Source organism: Streptomyces sp. NPDC056883 (assembly GCF_042788835.1).
Lineage (GTDB): Bacteria > Actinomycetota > Actinomycetes > Streptomycetales > Streptomycetaceae > Streptomyces > Streptomyces stoeckheimensis.
Map to the genome: position 1 here is coordinate 299,615 of NZ_JBHUBS010000004.1, position 19,094 is coordinate 318,708.

General features: G+C 71.2%; 18 protein-coding genes and 1 pseudogene. 11 read left to right on the plus strand and 8 right to left on the minus strand.

The window, feature by feature from the left end; genetic code table 11:
* The first annotated feature begins 291 nt into the window (after positions 1-291).
* Positions 292-837, plus strand: coding sequence for a peptidase inhibitor family I36 protein (locus tag ACFRU2_RS13260; protein ID WP_382971473.1), 546 nt, complete (start codon positions 292-294; stop codon positions 835-837).
* On the opposite strand, the gene ACFRU2_RS13265 is transcribed toward ACFRU2_RS13260, so the two are convergent.
* Positions 818-1,624: a potassium channel family protein gene (locus ACFRU2_RS13265; protein ID WP_382971475.1), complete on the minus strand. Its 807-nt coding sequence runs from the start codon at positions 1,622-1,624 to the stop codon at positions 818-820. The genes ACFRU2_RS13260 and ACFRU2_RS13265 overlap by 20 nt on opposite strands.
* Positions 1,625-1,696: 72 nt before the next feature.
* Positions 1,697-4,429, minus strand: coding sequence for a pyruvate dehydrogenase (acetyl-transferring), homodimeric type (gene aceE / locus ACFRU2_RS13270; RefSeq protein ID WP_382971476.1), 2,733 nt, complete (start codon positions 4,427-4,429; stop codon positions 1,697-1,699).
* Positions 4,430-4,865: 436 nt separating this feature from the next.
* Between aceE and ACFRU2_RS13275 the strand changes: the two genes are divergently transcribed.
* The 6 genes from ACFRU2_RS13275 (at position 4,866) to ACFRU2_RS13300 (ending at position 9,438) form a co-directional block, all read left to right on the plus strand.
* Positions 4,866-5,291 carry a DUF3052 domain-containing protein gene (locus ACFRU2_RS13275; RefSeq protein ID WP_243329420.1) on the plus strand — a complete coding sequence of 142 codons (426 nt, stop codon included), beginning with the start codon at positions 4,866-4,868 and terminating at the stop codon, positions 5,289-5,291.
* Between the two features lie 169 nt (positions 5,292-5,460).
* Positions 5,461-5,919: a peroxiredoxin gene (locus ACFRU2_RS13280; protein WP_250745560.1), complete on the plus strand. Its 459-nt coding sequence runs from the start codon at positions 5,461-5,463 to the stop codon at positions 5,917-5,919.
* Between the two features lie 161 nt (positions 5,920-6,080).
* On the plus strand, positions 6,081-6,656 hold the full coding sequence (locus ACFRU2_RS13285; RefSeq protein WP_112446263.1) for a TerD family protein: 576 nt from the start codon (positions 6,081-6,083) through the stop codon (positions 6,654-6,656).
* Between the two features lie 184 nt (positions 6,657-6,840).
* Positions 6,841-7,416 (plus strand): TerD family protein, encoded by a 576-nt coding sequence (locus tag ACFRU2_RS13290; RefSeq protein ID WP_250745559.1) that lies wholly within the window; start codon positions 6,841-6,843, stop codon positions 7,414-7,416.
* Between the two features lie 25 nt (positions 7,417-7,441).
* On the plus strand, positions 7,442-8,557 hold the full coding sequence (locus ACFRU2_RS13295) for a DUF475 domain-containing protein (protein WP_382971897.1): 1,116 nt from the start codon (positions 7,442-7,444) through the stop codon (positions 8,555-8,557).
* A 140-nt stretch (positions 8,558-8,697) separates the two neighbouring features.
* Complete coding sequence (locus ACFRU2_RS13300) at positions 8,698-9,438, plus strand: Tellurium resistance (RefSeq protein WP_250745558.1); 741 nt, start codon at positions 8,698-8,700, stop codon at positions 9,436-9,438.
* A 52-nt stretch (positions 9,439-9,490) separates the two neighbouring features.
* On the opposite strand, the gene ACFRU2_RS13305 is transcribed toward ACFRU2_RS13300, so the two are convergent.
* The gene (locus ACFRU2_RS13305; RefSeq protein WP_382971899.1) at positions 9,491-10,249 is read right to left on the minus strand and encodes a TerD family protein; all 759 of its coding nucleotides are present in this window, start codon (positions 10,247-10,249) and stop codon (positions 9,491-9,493) included.
* A gap of 193 nt (positions 10,250-10,442) precedes the next feature.
* On the opposite strand from ACFRU2_RS13305, the gene ACFRU2_RS13310 reads away from it, so the two are divergent.
* Genes ACFRU2_RS13310 through ACFRU2_RS13325 form a run of 4 tightly spaced genes read left to right on the plus strand, consistent with a single transcriptional unit; the run spans position 10,443 to position 15,724 of the window.
* Positions 10,443-11,609, plus strand: a complete 1,167-nt coding sequence (locus ACFRU2_RS13310; protein ID WP_250745557.1) for an HpcH/HpaI aldolase/citrate lyase family protein — start codon at positions 10,443-10,445, stop codon at positions 11,607-11,609.
* Positions 11,610-11,641: 32 nt separating this feature from the next.
* Complete coding sequence (locus tag ACFRU2_RS13315) at positions 11,642-14,218, plus strand: phosphoribosyltransferase (RefSeq protein ID WP_382971901.1); 2,577 nt, start codon at positions 11,642-11,644, stop codon at positions 14,216-14,218.
* Entirely contained in the window at positions 14,215-15,045 is an 831-nt protein-coding gene (locus ACFRU2_RS13320; RefSeq protein WP_382971479.1) for an HAD family hydrolase, read from the plus strand. Before ACFRU2_RS13315 ends, ACFRU2_RS13320 begins: the two co-directional genes overlap by 4 nt.
* A 19-nt stretch (positions 15,046-15,064) precedes the next feature.
* Complete coding sequence (locus tag ACFRU2_RS13325; protein ID WP_375955864.1) at positions 15,065-15,724, plus strand: O-methyltransferase; 660 nt, start codon at positions 15,065-15,067, stop codon at positions 15,722-15,724.
* Here the strand turns inward: ACFRU2_RS13325 and ACFRU2_RS13330 are convergent.
* The 5 genes and pseudogenes from ACFRU2_RS13330 to ACFRU2_RS13350 all read right to left on the minus strand — a co-directional run bounded on the left by ACFRU2_RS13330 (position 15,721) and on the right by ACFRU2_RS13350 (position 19,069).
* A complete protein-coding gene (locus ACFRU2_RS13330) occupies positions 15,721-15,939 on the minus strand; it encodes a zinc ribbon domain-containing protein (RefSeq protein ID WP_382971481.1) in 219 nt (72 codons plus the stop codon). The two genes, ACFRU2_RS13325 and ACFRU2_RS13330, sit on opposite strands and share 4 nt — an antisense overlap.
* Before the next feature lie 306 nt (positions 15,940-16,245).
* A complete protein-coding gene (locus ACFRU2_RS13335; RefSeq protein ID WP_382971482.1) occupies positions 16,246-17,229 on the minus strand; it encodes a sugar kinase in 984 nt (327 codons plus the stop codon).
* Complete coding sequence (locus ACFRU2_RS13340) at positions 17,226-17,843, minus strand: bifunctional 4-hydroxy-2-oxoglutarate aldolase/2-dehydro-3-deoxy-phosphogluconate aldolase (protein ID WP_382971484.1); 618 nt, start codon at positions 17,841-17,843, stop codon at positions 17,226-17,228. Before ACFRU2_RS13340 ends, ACFRU2_RS13335 begins: the two co-directional genes overlap by 4 nt.
* Positions 17,844-18,078: 235 nt before the next feature.
* Positions 18,079-18,246 (minus strand): annotated as a pseudogene (locus ACFRU2_RS13345) (D-galactonate dehydratase); the annotation flags it as partial.
* Between the two features lie 130 nt (positions 18,247-18,376).
* Positions 18,377-19,069 (minus strand): FadR/GntR family transcriptional regulator, encoded by a 693-nt coding sequence (locus ACFRU2_RS13350; RefSeq protein ID WP_382971486.1) that lies wholly within the window; start codon positions 19,067-19,069, stop codon positions 18,377-18,379.
* Positions 19,070-19,094: the final 25 nt, after the last annotated feature.

The window sequence follows — 19,094 nt, forward strand, 5'->3', positions numbered from 1 at the left end:
ACCCGCGCCGCCTGCGCGGCCCCAGAACCGGCGCCGCCCGAGCCGCCCGCTGCGGCCGGGCGGCGCCTCCCGCGCCTCCGCGGCCCCGTCCGCCGCCGATCGGAAGGGGCTGCGGAGGCGTCAACTCCGTGCGTACGACAGCCCTGCCGGGCGGTTCCGGCAGGGCTGTCGCCTATCCGGGTGGACCCGCTCGCGGCCCCTTCCGCAGGCCCGTCCGCGCAGGTCAGCGTGGTGCAGACGGAGCTCCGGAAACGGTCCGGGGCCCGTACGTCCACCAGGAGTTGACCCGTCATGCGTACGTGGAGCACTACTTTCTCCGGTTTCTCCGGGCGCACCGCCGCCGCGGCCACCGTCCTCGCCGCCACCCTGCTGATCCCGACCACCGCGGAATCCGCCCACGCCGCGAGCCGCGCCCCGGGCCTGACCCCTGCCCAGGCGCAGGCGCAGACGCCGGTACGGGCCCGGGCCGACGCCCCGGCTCCGGTACGGGCCTCCGGGCGGGCGAAGGGGCAGGCGAAGGGCCGGACGAAGGGCCGGGCCGCCGGGCCGCCGGTGCTCGGGGCCTGCGCCACCGGGCAGCTGTGCCTGTGGGCCAAGCCGGAGTTCAAGGGCGCCCGCACGACCCACGAGCTCAGCACCCTCGACATCAACAGCTGCACCGCCCTGCCCGCCGGGACCACCGCCCAGTCCCTCACGAACCGGACCGGCCGCCCGGTCACCACCTACCAGTCGGCCGAGTGCGCCGAGACCGGCGAGTTCCAGACCTACCCGGGCGACGGGGTGTGGCTGCCCCAGTCGCCCTACCAGGTCAGGGCGTTCAAGGTGTGGGAGCGCTGACGGCGGCGCCGCCCTCGGGCGCGACCGGTGCGGGAACCCCCGCCCCGGTCGCCCCCGCGGGAGCCGCCCCGCCGAGGCGGGCGACCTCGGCACGCAGCGCCCGTACCTCCGCCGTCAGTTCGGTGATCGCCGCCGTCTGGGCGAGCTCCACCAGGTCGTCGCGCTCGAAGCGGGAGATGAACCAGGCCGCGATGTTGGCGGTCACCACACCCAGCAGCGCGATCCCGGACAGCATCAGCCCCACCGCCAGCAGCCGTCCGAGTCCGGTGGTGGGGGAGTGGTCCCCGTACCCGACCGTCGTCATCGTGGTCACCGACCACCACAGCGCGTCCCCGAGGTTCTTGATGTTGCCGTCGGGGGCGTCCCGCTCCACGCTCAGCACCGCCAGCGAGCCGAACATCAGCAGCCCGACCACCGAACCCGCCACGTAGGTGGTGAGCCGGATCTGCGGGGCCATCCGGGCCCGCCGGCCCACCAGCATCAGGGTGGACACCACCCGCAGCAGCCGCAGCGGCTGGATCATCGGCAGCACCACCGCCGCCAGGTCCAGCCAGTGGCTCCGGACGAAGGCCCTCTTCGAGTGCGCCAGGCCCAGCCGCATCAGGTAGTCGGCGGCGAAGGCGGCCCACACCACCCACTCGGCGTGCTTGCAGGCGGCGTGCACCGCCGGGCTCGCGTCGGGCAGGACGATCGGCACCGCGTAGGCCACGGCGAATCCCAGGGCGAGCACCAGCAGCGGCGTCTGCGTCCGGCGTTCCCACCGGGCCTGGGGGGAGGGTTGCTTCATGCGGAGCATCGTAAAGAACGCGTAAGGGGCGCCGGGACAGGTGTCCCGGCGCCCCTCACGGACGAGTGACGGCTACGCGTCGCCCCCGGCCGCGCCCGGGTCGGCCGCCCGGACGTCCAGCAGCTGGTACCGGTCGATCGCCTGCTTCAGCGCCGAGCGGTCGATCTTGCCTTCCTTGGCCAGCTCGGTCAGCACCGAGAGGACCACCGACTGCGCGTCGATGTGGAAGAAGCGCCGGGCCGCGCCCCGCGTGTCCGCGAAGCCGAAGCCGTCCGCGCCCAGCGAGGTGTACGTGCCGGGCACCCAGCGCGAGATCTGGTCCGGGACCGCCCGCATCCAGTCGGAGACGGCCACGAACGGACCCTCCGCGCCGGACAGCTTGGTCGTCACGTAGGGGACGCGCTGCTCCTCCTCCGGGTGGAGCAGGTTGTGCTCCTCCACGGCGACGGCCTCGCGGCGCAGCTCGTTCCAGGAGGTCGCCGACCAGACGTCCGCCCTGACGTTCCACTCCTCGGCGAGGATCCGCTGCGCCTCCAGCGCCCACGGAACCGCCACGCCCGAGGCCATGATCTGCGCCCCGACGGCTCCCGCGGTGCCCTGGGAGACCCGGTGGATGCCCTTGAGGATCCCGTCCACGTCCACGCCGGCCGGCTCGGCCGGGTGCTGGATGGGCTCGTTGTAGACCGTCAGGTAGTAGAAGACGTCCTCGGCGTCGGGGCCGTACATGCGCCGCAGACCGTCCTTGACGATGTGCGCGATCTCGTACCCGTACGCCGGGTCGTACGCCACGCAGCCCGGGTTCGTCGAGGCCAGCAGCTGGGAGTGGCCGTCGGCGTGCTGCAGGCCCTCACCCGTCAGGGTGGTCCGGCCGGCGGTCGCACCGAGGACGAAACCGCGCGCCAGCTGGTCGGCCATCTGCCAGAACTGGTCACCCGTGCGCTGGAATCCGAACATCGAGTAGAAGACGTAGACCGGGATCAGCGGCTCGCCGTGCGTCGCGTACGCCGAACCCGCGGCGATCAGCGAAGCCGTGCAGCCCGCCTCCGAGATGCCGTCGTGCAGCATCTGGCCGGTCGGCGACTCCTTGTACGCGAGCAGCAGGTCGCGGTCGACCGCCTCGTACTGCTGGCCCAGCGGGTTGTAGATCTTGGCGCTCGGGAAGAACGCGTCCATGCCGAAGGTGCGGTACTCGTCGGGGGCGATCAGCACGAAGCGCTTGCCGATCTCCTTGTCCCGCATCAGGTCCTTCAGGATGCGGACGAAGGCCATGGTGGTGGCGATCGACTGCTGGCCCGAGCCCTTCTTGGCCGCCGCGTAGGTGGCGTCGCCCGGCAGCTGGAGCGGCTTCGCGCGCACCACGCGGGTCGGCACGTAGCCGCCGAGCGCGCTGCGGCGGTCGTGCATGTACTGGATCTCGGGGGAGTTGCGGCCCGGGTGGTAGTACGGCGGCGCGCCGTCCTCCAGCTGGGCGTCCGTGATCGGGATGTGCAGGCGGTCGCGGAAGCGCTTGAGGTCGTCGGCCGTCAGCTTCTTCATCTGGTGGGTCGCGTTGCGGCCCTCGAAGTTCGGGCCGAGGGTCCAGCCCTTGACCGTCTGCGCCAGGATCACCGTCGGCTGGCCCTTGTGGGCCTTGGCCGCCGCGTACGCCGCGTAGACCTTCTTGTGGTCGTGACCGCCGCGGCCCAGGTGCTGGATCTGCTGGTCGGTCATGTTCTCGACCATGGCCCGCAGCCGGTGGTCGCCGCCGAAGAAGTGGTCGCGGATGTACGCGCCCGTCTCGGTGGCGTACGTCTGGAACTGGCCGTCCGGGGTGGTGTTCAGCTTGTTGACCAGGATGCCGTCGCGGTCCTGGGCCAGCAGCGGGTCCCAGGAGCGGTCCCAGATCAGCTTGATGACGTTCCAGCCGGCGCCGCGGAACTGCGACTCCAGCTCCTGCATGATCTTGCCGTTGCCGCGGACCGGGCCGTCGAGGCGCTGGAGGTTGCAGTTGACGACGAAGGTCAGGTTGTCGAGGTGTTCGCGGGCCGCGATGGAGAGCTGGCCGAGGGACTCGGGCTCGTCCATCTCGCCGTCACCCAGGTACGCCCAAACGTGTGACTTGGAGGTGTCCGCGATCCCGCGGGCCTCCATGTACCGGTTCATCCGGGCCTGGTAGATCGCACCGAGCGGGCCGAGGCCCATCGAGACGGTCGGGAACTCCCAGAAGTCCGGCATGAGCCGCGGGTGCGGGTAGCTGGAGAGGCCGTACGGGGCCTTCGACTTCTCCTGGCGGAACGCGTCGAGCTGCTGCTCGGAGAGCCGGTCCAGGAGGTAGGCGCGGGCGTAGATGCCGGGCGAGGCGTGGCCCTGGAAGAAGATCTGGTCGCCGCCGTCGCCCTCGTCCTTGCCCCGGAAGAAGTGGTTGAAGCCCACGTCGTAGAGGGAGGCGGAGGAGGCGAAGGTGGCGATGTGACCGCCGACGCCGATCCCGGGACGCTGGGCGCGCGAGACCATGACGGCCGCGTTCCACCGGGTGGCGTTGAGGACCTTGCGCTCGATCTCCTCGTTGCCGGGGAAGAAGGGCTCGTCCTTGGTGGCGATGGTGTTGACGTAGTCCGTGGAGCGCATCTCGGGCACGGCCACGCGCTTCTCGCGGGCGCGCTCCATCAGCCGCAGCATCAGGTAGCGGGCGCGCTCACGGCCCCGCTCGTCGACGGCCGCGTCCAGGGAGTCGAGCCACTCCTGCGTCTCTTCCGGATCGAAGTCCGGTACCTGACTCGGCAGGCCACCAATGATGATCGGATTGCGATCGGATGCGGAAGCCACGCTGTTCCTTCGCTGTCGGGGGAGTCGTGCCTTGAGTCTCGCCGCCTCCCATGGTCTTACGCTCGGCAGAAATCGTCATCTTTACCGTTGGGTAATCCCTGGAGGTGGCGGGATTCTGCTGGCTGTGGCGACGACAACGCCCAAACCGCAACCTTACGCCCATGTCGATCACCCCCTTCGCAAGGCCGTTCGTCCCTCAAACAGGTGCGAAAGTCCCGGGGGCGTGCCGAATGAGGTGGAATGGTGTGGGATGAATCACCAGGGGTACATGCGGAAGGGCTGAAAGTTGCGGCGAGACGGCCGCAATCGTCACCGTTTCGACGGTCCCGGCGGCCGGGTACTTGCGCGATCCGCCGCGCCCGTGTGGACTACGCCCAATGCTGCGCGTACGCGCGCCGCCGAAGAACATTCACCGAACATGAGCAGGAGGCACCCCGTGAGCGCGACCGCGGACCACGCGGAGAACCTGGCCGCCAGGCTGGGTTTCCAGTCCGAACAGGTGGTCCAGGAGATCGGCTACGACGACGACGTCGATCAGGAATTCCGTGATGCCGTAGAGGATCACGTCACCGAACTCGTCGATGAGGACTACGACGATGTCGCAGACGCGGTTCTGCTGTGGTTCCGGGAGGACGACGGCGACCTGACGGACGCCCTGGTCGATGCGACCGAGCTGGTCGAGGACGGCGCACTGATCCTGCTGGTGACCCCCAAGACCGGCAAGGACGGTTTCGTCGAGGCCAGCGACATCAGCGAGGCCGCCGAGACGGCCGGCCTCTCGCTGGCGAAGGGTCTCCCCGTCGGCAAGGAGTGGACCGCCACCAAGCTGGCGACTCCGAAGACGGCCAAGTCCAAGCGCTGAGCCGCGCCCCGCAGTCATGCGGACACACGCACCCCGCCCGCCGGAAGCTTCCCGGTGGGCGGGGTGTGTGCGTTTCGCGGGCGGGCCGGAGCCGGACGCGCGCAGGACCCATAAGGTGAGATCACCCGAACAGCCCAACGCAGGGATGCGGGACGAAGGGATGCGACAGATGGCGATCGAGGTCGGCAGCAAGGCCCCGGACTTCGAGCTCAAGGACAACCACGGCAGGGTCGTGCGGCTCTCCGACTTCCGGGGGGAGAAGGCCGTCGTGCTGCTCTTCTACCCCTTCGCCTTCACCGGCGTCTGCACCGGCGAACTCTGCGAGCTGCGCGACCAGCTGCCGCGCTTCCAGAACGACGACGTGCAGCTCCTGGCGGTCTCCAACGACTCCGTACCGACCCTGCGCGTCTTCGGCGAGCAGGAGGGGCTGGAGTACCCCCTGCTGTCGGACTTCTGGCCGCACGGGGAGGCCTCCCGCGCCTACGGGGTCTTCGACGAGGAGAAGGGCTGCGCGGTGCGCGGCACCTTCGTCATCGACCGCGACGGCATCGTGCGCTGGAGCGTCGTCAACGGGCTGCCCGACGCCCGTGACCTGAACGAGTACATCAAGGCCCTCGACAGCCTCTGAGTCCGTGCCGCAGGCTCGTGGGCACGGTGCCGACAGGCACGCGGGCCCGTTCGCCTGGAATAAGCCCGTACAGGCGGGAACCCGTCACTAGGATCGAAACGTTGATCCGGTAGCAACCGCACGACGGGGCCCCGCCCCACACAAAACCTTATGGAGGACCCGTGGGAGTCAGCCTCAGCAAGGGCGGCAACGTCTCGCTGACCAAGGCCGCGCCGAACCTGACGGCGGTCATCGTCGGACTGGGCTGGGACGCTCGCACCACCACCGGTGTCGACTTCGACCTCGACGCCAGCGCGATCCTGACCAACGACCAGGGCAAGGTCGCCAGCGACGCGAACTTCGTCTTCTTCAACAACCTGAAGAGCCCCGACGGCTCGGTCGAGCACACCGGTGACAACACCACCGGTGAGGGCGAGGGCGACGACGAGGCGATCAAGGTCAACCTCGCCGGCGTGCCCGCCGACGTGGCCAAGATCGTCTTCCCGGTCTCGATCTACGAGGCCGAGAGCCGCCAGCAGAGCTTCGGCCAGGTCCGCAACGCGTACATCCGCGTCGTGAACCAGGCCGACAACGCCGAGCTCGCCCGCTACGACCTGTCGGAGGACGCCTCGACGGAGACCGCCATGGTCTTCGGCGAGCTCTACCGCAACGGTGCGGAGTGGAAGTTCCGCGCCATCGGCCAGGGCTACGCCTCGGGCCTGCGCGGCATCGCGCAGGACTTCGGCGTCAACGTCTGAGCCTGCTCCCCCAGAGCAGTCGTTCCATCCGTCCGGCGCCGTGCACTCGTGTGTACGGCGCCGGACCGGCTTTACGGCCACACCCGCCGTACCGTCACACCGCCGTACCGCGTACCGTCACACCGCCGTACGGCCGCACCGCCGCTTCGCCACATCGCCATCGTCGTCCGGGGAGGACCACAACATGGGCGTCACACTCGCCAAGGGGGGCAATGTCTCCCTCTCCAAAGCCGCACCGAACCTCACCCGGGTTCTGATCGGCCTCGGATGGGACGCGCGCTCGACCACGGGCGCCGACTTCGACCTCGACGCCAGCGCACTGCTGTGCAGCAACGGCCGGGTGCTCGGGGACGAGTACTTCGTCTTCTACAACAACCTGAAGAGCCCCGAGGGCTCCGTCGAACACACGGGGGACAACCTCACCGGCGAGGGTGAAGGCGACGACGAGTCGATCATCGTCGACCTCAGCAAGGTCCCGGCCGGCGTGGACAAGATCGTCTTTCCCGTCTCGATCCACGAGGCCGAGGCCCGCAGGCAGAGCTTCGGCCAGGTCAGCAATGCCTTCATCCGCGTGGTGAACGAGGCGGACGGACAGGAACTCGCCCGCTACGACCTTTCCGAGGACGCCTCCAGCGAGACCGCGATGATCTTCGGCGAGGTCTACCGGTACGGCGGCGAATGGAAGTTCCGTGCAGTGGGGCAGGGGTACGCGTCGGGGCTCCGCGGCATCGCTCTAGACTTCGGGGTCAACGTTTCGTAAAGCCGTACAACACGATGGGATGCCAGTGGTTCTGAAAACCTTCGGCTGGTCGTTCGCAGTCACTGCGCTCGGACTGGTTGTGGCGCTGCTCTACGGGAACTGGGAGGCGCTCGGGATCGTCGCGATCCTGTCCATCCTTGAGATCTCGCTGTCCTTCGACAATGCGGTGGTCAACGCCGGGATCCTGAAGAAGATGAATGCCTTCTGGCAGAAGATCTTCCTCACGATCGGTGTTCTGATCGCCGTCTTCGGCATGCGGCTGGTCTTCCCCGTCGTCATCGTCGCCATCAGTGCCAAGATCGGACCCATCGACGCGGTCAACCTGGCCCTCACCGACAAGAACCAGTACCAGCAACTGGTCACGGACGCCCACCCGGCCATCGCCGCCTTCGGTGGCATGTTCCTGCTGATGATCTTCCTCGACTTCATCTTCGAGGACCGTGACATCAAGTGGCTCGCCTGGCTGGAGCGCCCGCTGGCGAAGCTCGGCAAGATCGACATGCTGTCCGCGTGCATCGCGCTGATCGTTCTCGTCATCACCGCGATGACCTTCGCCACCCAGGCCCACCAGCACGGCGGCGCCCACGTGGACAAGGCCCAGACCGTCCTGATCTCGGGCGTCCTCGGCCTGATCACCTACATGGTCGTCGGCGGTCTCTCGGGCTACTTCGAGAACAAGCTCGAAGAGGAGGAAGAGGCCGAGCACGAGGCGGAGGAAGCCGCCAAGAAGTCCGGCAAGCCGGTGACGGCCGTCGCCATGGCCGGCAAGGCCGCGTTCTTCATGTTCCTCTACCTCGAAGTCCTCGACGCCTCCTTCTCCTTCGACGGGGTCATCGGCGCCTTCGCCATCACCAACGACATCGTGCTCATGGCCCTCGGCCTCGGCATCGGTGCCATGTACGTCCGGTCGCTCACGGTCTACCTGGTCCGCCAGGGCACCCTCGACGACTACGTCTACCTGGAGCACGGCGCGCACTACGCCATCGGCGCGCTCGCCGTCATCCTGCTCGTCACCATCCAGCACGAGATCAACGAGGTCATCACCGGTCTCGTCGGCGTCGTGCTGATCGCCTGGTCCTTCTGGTCCTCGGTGCGCCGCAACAAGCGCCTGGAACTGGAGGGTTCCACCGCCGAGGCATGATCGCGGCGGTAATGCGGAACGCTCAAGTGCGGGGCGGTCCGGCGGGTCCACGGACCCACCGGACCGCCCCGTCCGCATGTCGGGACATCGGCGTGCCGGCAGGGGGCCGAGCGCGCCAAGGGACAAGGGGGGTTGTGGGGATGGGATTCTTCGACGGCATCAGGGGCAGCCGCGGTACGCAGTTCCAGTCGGGCAGTGCCTCGTCGAACGCGATCGAGCTGACCAAACGCCATCCGACGGTGTCGCTCACCAAACAGGGGGCGGTGCACGGCAATCTGCGCGTGAACCTCTCCTGGCGGATGCGCACCTCGGACATAGGCGGCCGCAGCGCCGGCCAGAGCGGGCAGCTCTTCCGGCATCCGTTCAAGCTGTTCAAGCCGGACATGGTGCAGGCGCACACCCAGGGCATGGTCAATGTCGACCTCGACATCGGCTGCCTCTACGAACTGACCGACGGAACCCGGGGCGTCGTCCAGCCGCTGGGGAACCTGCACGGGGACATCAACAGCCCGCCGTACGTGAAGCTCAGCGGGGACGACCGGTTCGGGGCGCCCTCCGGCGAGACGATCTTCGTCAATCTCGACCACGCCGAGGAGATCAAACGGCTGCTGGTCTTCGTCTACATCTACGACCAGACCCCGGCCTTCGACCGGACGCACGCCCTGGTCACCCTCTACCCGATCACCGGTCCGCGCATCGAGATCCCCCTGGAGGAGCGCCACCCGCACGCCCGCTCCTGCGCGGTCGTCTCCCTGGAGAACGTCAAGGGAGAGCTGATCGTGCGGCGCGAGGTCACCTTCGTGTACGGGTTCCAGGCCGAGCTGGACCGGCTGTACGGGTGGGGCCTCCAGTGGGGCCGGGGCTACAAGACCAAGACCTGACGGGGCCGGCCGGGCCGCTCGGTCCGCACGGCCGGCCCGGCCCGGCCGCCGCTCACCGGCGGATGAACTGCGGGCCCTGCGCCGGCAGCCTGAAGGACGGGTCCCCGCCCGGAGCCGGCACCGGGGCCTGGGCCACCGGCTGCGGGTAGCCGTATGCGGGCTGGGCGACCGGCGGGGCCTGGGTGGGCGGCGCCGGGGTCGCGGGGGAGACCGACGGGGACTGCCCCTGGACCTGCCCCTGGCCCTGTTCCTGGGCCTCGGGGGCGTTCTCGTCCACGGAGATCCCGTGGTCGGTGGCCAGGCCGACGAGCCCGTTGGAGTAGCCCTCGCCGAGCGCACGGAACTTCCAGGCATCGGCCCGCCGGTACAGCTCGCCGCAGATCAGCGCCGTCTCGGCGCCCGTCTCCGGCCGCACGTCGAAGTAGGCCAGCGGTTCGGAGCCGCCGGCCGCGGTGGCGTCGTAGAGGAGGATCCGCAGGTCGTGGACCCGCTCGAAGGGGACGTCCTCGGCTGAGGCGACGACGAGGATCCGGTCCACGGCCGGGGTGACGGCCCGCAGGTCGGCCTGGACGGCGTCGGTGATCCCGTCGCCGATCTGCTTCTTCCCGAGCCGCCAGACGGCCCCTGAGGGGTGCCGGGGCTGGTTGTAGAAGACGAAGTCCTCGTCCGAGCGCACGCGCCCGTCCGCCCCCACGAGCAGCGCCGAGGCGTCCACGTCGGGTACGTCGGGCCCCGCGGTCCAGCGCAGCACCGCGCGGACCGCCAAGGCGGCCACGGGGATGTTGGAGCCCTTCTGCATCGCGTGCGTCATGCCGGTCATCCTGCCCTCCCGGGCGGGACCGGGACAATGCGGCCCCCCGTAGACCTTGTCCGGATCGCGAGACCTGGGCATGGTGCAAGAGGGTTACCTGGATTTCATGTGCTTGAGGAATTTTTGACTCACGTTCGTACGTACTATTACCGGCCATGCCAGATCGGCCGCCGAGCCTGTACGGGGGAAGCACATGCGTCACTTCGGGCATATTTCGCCCACTGTCCGCAAGGACCTCTTCCACCAGGAGCCGGCAGAGTTCACCGCCGCCTCTCCCGCCGCCACGCTCGCGGCCGCGCTGGGAGCCACGCTCTACAGCCCGGCCACCCGTCCCCAGCTCGCCCGTGACATCCGCAAGCAGGCCGGTCTCGGGGTCGTCTCCATGGTCCTCTGCCTGGAGGATTCCATCAGCGACGCGGACGTCGTGGGGGGCGAGGAGAACCTCGTCCGGCAGTTCGCCGCCCTCCACGAGGACCCGGCGGAGCTCCCGCTGCTCTTCATCCGCGTCCGGGAACCCGAGCAGATCCCCGACCTCGTGCACCGGCTCGGCGGCTCGGCGGCGCGACTGGCCGGATTCGTGCTCCCCAAGTTCAGCGAGAGCCGGGGGATCGCCTTCCTCGACGCCGTCGCGCAGGCGGAAGCCGCGAGCGGCCTGCCCCGGCTGTACGCGATGCCCGTCCTGGAGACCCCCGAGCTGCTCCACCTGGAGACCCGGGTCGAGGCCCTCGCCGGGATCTCCCGCACGGTCAACAAGTACCGCGAGCGGGTCCTGGCGCTCCGCCTCGGCGTGACCGACTTCTGCTCCGCCTACGGGCTGCGCCGCACCCCCGACATGACCGCCTACGACGTCCAGATCGTCGCCGGGGTGATCGCCGACGTGGTCAACGTGCTCAGCCGCGCCGACGGCACCGGCTTCACCGTCACCGGGCCCGTGTGGGAGTACTTCCGCAGCCAGCAGCGCCTCTTCAAGCCGCAGCTGCGCCGCAGCCCCTTCCTGGAGGAGGGCGTCGAGGAGCTGCGCACCGCGCTGATCGAGCACGACCTGGACGGGCTGCTGCGCGAGATCGAGCTCGACCGGGCCAACGGGCTGCTGGGCAAGACCTGCATCCACCCCGCCCACGTCACCCCGGTCCACGCGCTCTCGGTGGTGTCGCACGAGGAGTTCAGCGATGCTCAAGACATCCTGCGCCCCGAGCGCGGAGGCGGCGGAGTGATGCGTTCCGCCTACACGAACAAGATGAACGAGGTGAAGCCCCACCGGGCCTGGGCCGAGCGCACCATGCTGCGCGCCGAGGTCTTCGGTGTGGCGAAGGAGGAGGTCGGCTTCGTCGATCTCCTCACGGCCGGGCTCCAGGTGTGAGCGGGCCGTTGACTGCGAAGAAGGGCAAGACGATCGAAGCGGTGTGGTCGGGAACGTGGGTCGCGGACCGGCTGGGCGTGAGCCTGGAGGACGGGACGGGTACCGGAACCGGCGGGCCGGCGCTGGAAGAGCTCCTCGGGCTGGCGCTGCGGCGCAACCCCAAGCGGGCGCACCTGCTCGTGTCGCGGGTGCTGGGAAAGCACGTCCCGCAGTCCCCGGCGGCCGTGTACGCCGCCGGGTACGGGCTCGGCGAGCGGGTCCGGGAGCTGCTGGGCGACGCGGAGGCGGCCTCGGCGGTGGTCCTGGGATACGCGGAGACCGCGACCGGGCTGGGCCACTGCGTGGCCGACGGCCTGGGCGGCGCCCCGTACCTGCACTCCACCCGCCGCCCCGTGCCCGGCGTGGAGGCCGCGGGCGGCTTCGAGGAGGCCCACTCGCACGCCACCTCGCACCTGCTGCTGCCCGAGGACCCGAAGCTGCTGGCGGGCTCGGGCCCGCTGGTCCTCGTCGACGACGAGTTCTCCACCGGCAACACCGTCCTGAACACCATCGCCGACCTCCACGCCCGCCACCCGCGCGGCCACTACGTGGTCGTCGCCCTGGTCGACATGCGCTCGGAGGCCGACCGCGACCGTCTGGCCGCCTTCGCGGAGGGGCTGGAGGCCCGCGTGGACCTCATATCCCTGGCCTCGGGCACGGTCTCCCTCCCGGAGGGGGTCCTGGAGAAGGGGCAGGCCCTGGTGGAGCAGTACGAGGCGGAGGCCGCTGCTCGAGCTTCCGCTGCGGCTCCCTCCGCTGCTGCCGCATCCCAGCCCGGGGCCGGCGAATCGCAGCCCGGGGGTGGGCAAAATCAGCCCCTGCGGCGTTTGAGCAGCGGGGTCCGGGGCGGCGCCCCGGCAGACGACCCGCACCCGACCATCCGCGTGGAACTGGGCTGGCCCGCCGGGATACCCGACGGCGGACGCCACGGCTTCACCCCCGCGCACCGCGCAGCACTGGAGGCCGCCCTGCCAGGCATGGCTGACCGGCTCAGGGCCGCGCTCGGCGGGACCCCCGAGAGGGTCCTCGTACTCGGCAACGAGGAGCTGATGTACGCCCCGCTGCGCCTCGCGCAGGCCCTGGAGGCGTCCGGCGCGGCGGCAGCGCCGGCCGAGGTGCGCTTCTCCACCACCACCCGCTCGCCGGTGCTCGCCGTGGACGACCCCGGCTACGCCATCCGTACCCGGCTGGTCTTCCCCGCCCACGACGCCCCGGCCGACGGGCCGGGGGACCGGTACGCGTACAACGTCGCGGGCGCCGGCTTCGACGCCGTGGTCGCCGTCGTGGACTCGGCCGGGGACACCGCGGAGCTCCGTACCGGCCTGCTCGCGGCCCTCGCCCCGCACACCGGCCGGGTCCTGCTGGCGGTCATACCTTCGTACGTACCCGACCGGCAGGAGCCGATCATGACCGAGCCCCAGCACGGGCCCCTGGGCGAACCACTGCGCGGCCCCGCCTTCTCCTCCTACGCCGCCGAGGACGTCGGCTGGCTGCTCCAGGACCTCTCCGACGTCGAGCTGGAGGCCCCGACCGAGGAGCGCGAGGAAGCCATCCAGGCCGGCGGCGCCCACTACGCGGAATCGCTGCCGGTGGAGTTCCAGCCGTCGCCGGAGTACCAGCAGCTCTACCAGAGCGCGCTGACCGCCTCCGCCGCCCGGATGGCCCGCGCCGTCGGCACCGTCACCGAGACGGTCCTCGCCGAGCGCTCCCCGTCCCCCGTCCTCGTCTCCCTGGCCCGCGCCGGCACCCCCGTGGGCGTGCTCATGCGGCGCTGGGCGCAGGCCCGGCACGGCCTGGACCTGCCGCACTACGCCGTCTCCATCGTGCGCGGCCGCGGCATCGACGCCAACGCGCTGCGCTGGCTCGCCGCCCACCACGACCCGGCCGACGTGGTCTTCGTCGACGGCTGGACCGGCAAGGGCGCCATCACCCGCGAACTGCGCGAGGCCCTGGGCGAGTTCGAGGGATTCAACCCGGAGATCGTGGTGCTCGCCGACCCCGGCTCGTGCGTGGAGACGTACGGCACGCGCGAGGACTTCCTGATCCCCTCCGCCTGTCTCAATTCCACCGTTTCCGGGCTCGTCTCGCGTACGGTTCTCAGGTCCGACCTGGTCGGGCCCGCCGATTTCCACGGCGCGAAGTTCTACCGCGAGCTCGCCGGGGCCGATGTCTCCGTCGCGTTCGTCGACACCGTCTCCGCGCACTTCGAGGAGGTGGCCGAGGCCGTGGACGCCGAGGTCAAGGAGCTCCTCGCCGCCGACCGCACGCCGACCTGGGTGGGCTGGCGGGCGGTGGAGCGGATCAGCGAGGAGTACGGCATCCACGACGTCAACCTCGTCAAGCCCGGCGTCGGCGAGACCACGCGCGTGCTGCTGCGCCGGGTGCCGTGGAAGATCCTCGCGCAGCGCGGCGCCGGGGCCGACCTGGACCACGTACGACTCCTCGCGGAGCAGCGGGGGGTGCCGGTCGAAGAGGTCGACGGCCTGCCGTACAGCTGCGTAGGACTCATCCATCCCCGCTTCACGCGCGGCGCCACGGGCGCCGACGGAAAGGCTGTGGCCGCCAAGTGACCGTCCTCGTAGCCAGTGACCTCGACCGTACGCTCATCTACTCGACGGCCGCGCTCGGCCTGACCATGCCCGACCCGGTGGCCCCGCGGCTGCTGTGCGTGGAGGTGCACGAGAGCAAGCCGCTGTCGTACATGACCGAGACGGCGGCGGGCCTGCTGGCCGAGCTGTCGGCCGACCCGGGAGCGGTGTTCGTCCCGACCACCACCCGGACCCGCAAGCAGTACCAGCGCATCCGCTTCCCCGGCCGGCCGGCGAAGTACGCGATCTGCGCCAACGGCGGCCAGCTGCTGGTGGACGGGGTCCCGGACCGGGACTGGCGCCGCCAGGTCGCGGCACGGCTCGCCGCGGAGTCCGTGCCGCTGGAGGAGATGAACGCGCACTTGCTGTCCGTGGCCGACCCGGCGTGGCTGCGCAAGGCGCGGGTGGCGGAGGACCTGTTCGCGTACCTGGTCGTGGAGCGGGCGATGGTCCCGGAGGAATGGATCAAGGCGCTGACGGAATGGGCCGAGGCGCGCGGCTGGACCATCTCGCTCCAGGGCCGGAAGATCTACGCCGTCCCGCGGCCGCTGACCAAGAGCGCGGCGATGCGCGAGGTGGCCGAGCGCACGGGGGCCACGAGCACGCTGGCCGCCGGCGACTCGCTGCTCGACGCGGACCTGCTGCTCGCGGCCGACACGGCCTGGCGGCCGGGCCACGGCGAGCTGGCCGACGCGGGCTGGACGGCGCCGCACGTCACGGCGCTGGCGCAGGCGGGCGTGCTGGCCGGTGAGGAGATCGTGCGCGCGTTCACCCGCGAAGTGGCGCGACTCGGCACACCCGCCGCCTGATCGTGGGCACACTGGGCCCATGACCAAGGGCAACAGCACCAAGATCACAGACGAGCTCTACCAGTACATGCTCGCGCACAACCCCCCGCTGGACGAGGTCCAGCGGGGGCTGGTGGCGACGACGTACGAGGTGTTCCCGGACGCGGCCGGAATGCAGTCGGCGGAGGAGCAGGGGCCGCTGCTGGCCTTCCTGGTCCGGCTGACCGGCGCGCGGCACATCGTGGAGATCGGCACCTTCACCGGCTTCTCCTCCCTGTCGATGGCACAGGCCATGCCGGCGGACGGCCGCCTCATCGCCTGCGACGTCTCGGAGGAGTGGACGGCGTACGCGCGCGAGGCCTGGGCGAAGGCCGGGGTCGCGGACCGCATCGACCTGCGGATCGCGCCCGCGCTGGAGACGCTGCGCGCGATGCCGGCGGAGCCGCACATCGACATGGCGTACATGGACGCGGACAAGCAGAGCCAGATCGCCTACTGGGAGGAGCTCGTCCCGCGGCTGCGCCCGGGGGCCCTGCTGGTCACGGACAACACGCTGTACCACGGTGAGGTGCTGAACCCGGCGGCGACCGGCGGGGCGGCGGGGGTCCAGGCCTACAACGACCACGTCGTGGCGGACCCCCGCATGGAGTCGGTGCTGCTGGCGATCTCCGACGGCATCACCCTGTCCCGCAAGCGCTAGCCGCAGCCGCCCCCGCCACAGCAGCCTCCGCCACCGCCCATGGGTGCGGCGGGGGCTGCGCTGGTCCCGCCGACGGCTACGGCGCCTACGGAGAGCAGCTTGACGGTATCGGCGTGCCCGGCGGGGCAGTCGGCGGGAGCGGAGGACTCGGCCATGGGCCGGCTGACCTCGAAGACGTCTTCGCAGGTCCGGCAGCGGAATTCATAACGGGGCATGCGGACAGGCTACGCAGTCCCGCCCGGCCTCCGGAATCCCCGCGCGCGGGATCCGGAGCGCGGACGGGCCGGCCCTGCGGGGGCGAGATCCCCTACCCACCCTTCCACCGTTCCCCGGGCGCTGCCCGGACCCGGTCCTCAAACGCCGGACGGGCTGGAAAGATCCAGCCTCGCCGGCGTTTGAGGCGCGGGGTCTGGGGCGGAGCCCCAGGGAACGGTGGAAGGGCGGGTAGGGGACTCCGCCCCGCACCCCGGAACCGGCGGGGCCGGGACACACCCCCGTGTCGCCCCAACCCCGCCGGGGTCTCAGCGGACCACCGTGCCCGCCGGGGCGGACAGGAGGCCGAGCTCCGCACGCGTGGGCGCGCCCTCCCAGCCGCCCCGCGAGGCCACCGCGAAGGCGCCCGCGGCGACCGCGCGGTCCAGCCGGGCCTCCGCGGTCGACCCGTCGAGGAACGCCGAGAGGTAGCCCGCCACGAAGGCGTCACCCGCGCCGACCGTGTCGACCGCGCGGACGGGCCGCGCCGGGGCGTGCACCGTCCGGCCGTCGTCCGTGTAGGCCGTCGCGCCGGCGGCGCCGAGTGTGACGACCACCTCGCCGACTCCGAGGGCGAGCAGCGCCTTCGCCTGGAGGCCTTGGTCGGCCGGGGCCTCCCCTGGGAGGCACAGCGGGAGCTCGTCGCCGGAGGCGATGAGGACGTCCACCGAAGGCGCCCACCCGCGCAGCACCTCCGCAGCCTCCTCCGAGGACCAGAGCCGGGACCGGAAGTTCACGTCCAGGCACACCAGCGCCGAGTGCTCGGCCGCGAGGCGCAGGGCGAGGGTGCAGGCCGAGCGGGCGGAGCGGGAGAGCGCCGGGGTGATCCCGGTCAGGTGCAGGACCTTCGGCGGGGCCTCCGTGAAGGCCCGCTCCAGGGAACAGGCCTTGAGGCGGGAGCCCGCGGAGCCCGCGCGGTGGTGGTGCACCCGCGTGACCTCCGGCAGCCTGGGCTCCGCGATCATCAGCCCGGTCGGGGCGCCGCCGTCGTCGCGGGAGGCTCCGGAGACGTCGACGCCCTCGGCACGCAGGGTCCGTAGGACCAGCTCACCGGCTTCGTCCTCGCCGACCGCACCCGCCCAGCGGACCGCGTGCCCGAGCCGGGCCAGGCCGATCGCGACGTTCGACTCGGCGCCCGCGACGGAGACCTCCATGGACCCGCCGAGGCGCAGCGGGCCGCTGCCGCGCAGGGCGAGCATCGTCTCCCCGAAGGTGAGCACCTCGGGGGCGGCGACGGCCCCGGTCCCGGTCACGCGCAGGCCGCCTTGAACTCCGCCGCCCGGCGCCGCAGCGCGAGCAGGTCGCCGCCGTCGGCCGCGTCGCCGATCAGCGGGGAGCCCACGCCGACCGCCACCGCGCCCGAGGACAGGTACTCGGCCGCGGCGGCCGCGTCCACCCCGCCGACGGGGACGAACGGCAGGTCGGGGAAGGGGGCGCGCAGGGCCCGGAGGTACGCCGGTCCGCCGATCGTGCCCGGGAACAGCTTGAGCCCGGAGGCCCCCGCCGCGTCGGCCGCGATGACCTCGGTCGGGGTGATGACCCCGGCCAGTACCGGCAGCCCCTGCCGGACGGATTCGTCCACGCCGGCGCCGAGGCCCGGGGTGGCCAGCAGATTGGCTCCGGCGTCGGCGGCCCGCTGGGCGTCCTCGGCGGTCAGGACCGTACCGGCCCCGAGCCAGGCCCCGTCGCCGAGCTCCTTGCGGGCCCGGCCGATGACGTCCAGCGCGTCGGTCCCGCTGAGGGAGACCTCGATGAGCGGGACGCCCTCCTCGACGAGGGTCATGACGGTGCGGAAGGACGCCTCCGGGTCCCGTCCGCGGACGATGGCGACGAGCCGCTCCTGTCGCAGCGCTGCGCCGAACTCCATGGGAATGCCTGCCTTCTGGGGTGTGGGGGGTGGGGGTGCTGTGGGGGTGGGGATGCCGCCGGGTGGTGGTGGGGGCTCACCACTCGTCGAAGGAACCGTCTTCGTCGCGCCACACCGGGTTGCGCCGGGCGTGGCCCTTCTTGTCGGCGGCGCGGACGGCCGCCAGGGCGACCGGCCCCAGCGGGCAGTGCGGCGCGATCTGGGCTCCGTAGACCTCGGCCAGGGGGCGATGCGGCGCAGTTCCGAGTACGGGGCCGCCGCGGTGGAAGCCGCCCTTGGGCATGACCTGCCAGCGGTCCTCGATCCGCATCGGGTCCCGGCCGACGACGCCCTCGTCGGTTTCTGCGCGGACGAACATCGGGCGCGGCGGGGCCATGAACGTCTCGATGCGGGTGATCTTCACGGCTGACGGTGTCCTCTCCTTGTGGGGTGGCAGGAGGGGATCTGATCTGCGGTAGGGCCGGGGCGGCGGACGGCGCTGCGGGCGCCGGCCGATGCCTCGGGTCCTACGGGTTCTGCGGGTCCTACGGGTCCTACGGGTGGTCGCGCTGCGCCATGTCGAGGAGGTCGAGCACGGCCCGGTGCGCCCCGTCCGGGTTCCCGGCCCGGACCTGGTCGACCACGGCCCGGTGGATCGCGTGCGGGTGCTCGAAGTCCCCCTTGTGCACCGCGCGGTCGCGTTCGACGAGGGCCGGGATGATCACCCGGTACATCTGCGTGAAGAACAGGTTGTGCGAGGCGGCCAGCAGCGCCAGGTGGAACGAGGCGTCGGCCCGCACGTGCAGCACCGGGTCGGAGCCGCTCGCCGCCATCGCGGTCAGCGCCGCGTCCAGCGCGGCGAGGTCCTGCTCGGTGGCCCGTACGGCGGCCAGCGCGGCGGCGGCCGGCTCGATCGAGCGGCGCAGTTCGAGCAGGTCCGAGAAGAAGCAGTCGGGCGCGCCGGCCGCGAGCTTCCAGCGCAGCACGTCGGCGTCGAAGAGGTTCCAGTCCGTGCGCGGGCGCACGAAGGTGCCGCGCTTCTGCCGGGCGTCGACCAGCCCCTTGGCCATGAGCACCTTGATGGCTTCGCGGAGCACCGTCTGGCTGACGTCGAGCTCCTCCATCAGGAGGGGGAGGTCGAGGGTGGCCCCCTCGTCGTACGTGCCGTCGAAGATCCGGCGGGCCAGCTCTTCCACCGCCGCCTTGTGGACCCCGCGGCCGGCGTACGCGGCCTCGCTGTTGCTCACTCCGGTTGCCCCTCTCCCCGTCGGG

Excerpts from the sequence above, each read along its gene's own strand:
- ACFRU2_RS13325 (WP_375955864.1), top strand. The coding sequence starts at position 15,065 with ATGACCAAGGGCAACAGCACCAAGATCACAGACGAGCTCTACCAGTAC.
- ACFRU2_RS13280 (WP_250745560.1), top strand. The coding sequence starts at position 5,461 with ATGGCGATCGAGGTCGGCAGCAAGGCCCCGGACTTCGAGCTCAAGGAC.
- ACFRU2_RS13310 (WP_250745557.1), top strand. The coding sequence starts at position 10,443 with ATGCGTCACTTCGGGCATATTTCGCCCACTGTCCGCAAGGACCTCTTC.
- ACFRU2_RS13305 (WP_382971899.1), bottom strand. The coding sequence starts at position 10,249 with ATGACGCACGCGATGCAGAAGGGCTCCAACATCCCCGTGGCCGCCTTG.
- ACFRU2_RS13340 (WP_382971484.1), bottom strand. The coding sequence starts at position 17,843 with ATGGAGTTCGGCGCAGCGCTGCGACAGGAGCGGCTCGTCGCCATCGTC.
- ACFRU2_RS13290 (WP_250745559.1), top strand. The coding sequence starts at position 6,841 with ATGGGCGTCACACTCGCCAAGGGGGGCAATGTCTCCCTCTCCAAAGCC.
- ACFRU2_RS13260 (WP_382971473.1), top strand. The coding sequence starts at position 292 with ATGCGTACGTGGAGCACTACTTTCTCCGGTTTCTCCGGGCGCACCGCC.
- ACFRU2_RS13300 (WP_250745558.1), top strand. The coding sequence starts at position 8,698 with ATGGGATTCTTCGACGGCATCAGGGGCAGCCGCGGTACGCAGTTCCAG.
- ACFRU2_RS13330 (WP_382971481.1), bottom strand. The coding sequence starts at position 15,939 with ATGCCCCGTTATGAATTCCGCTGCCGGACCTGCGAAGACGTCTTCGAG.
- ACFRU2_RS13265 (WP_382971475.1), bottom strand. The coding sequence starts at position 1,624 with ATGAAGCAACCCTCCCCCCAGGCCCGGTGGGAACGCCGGACGCAGACG.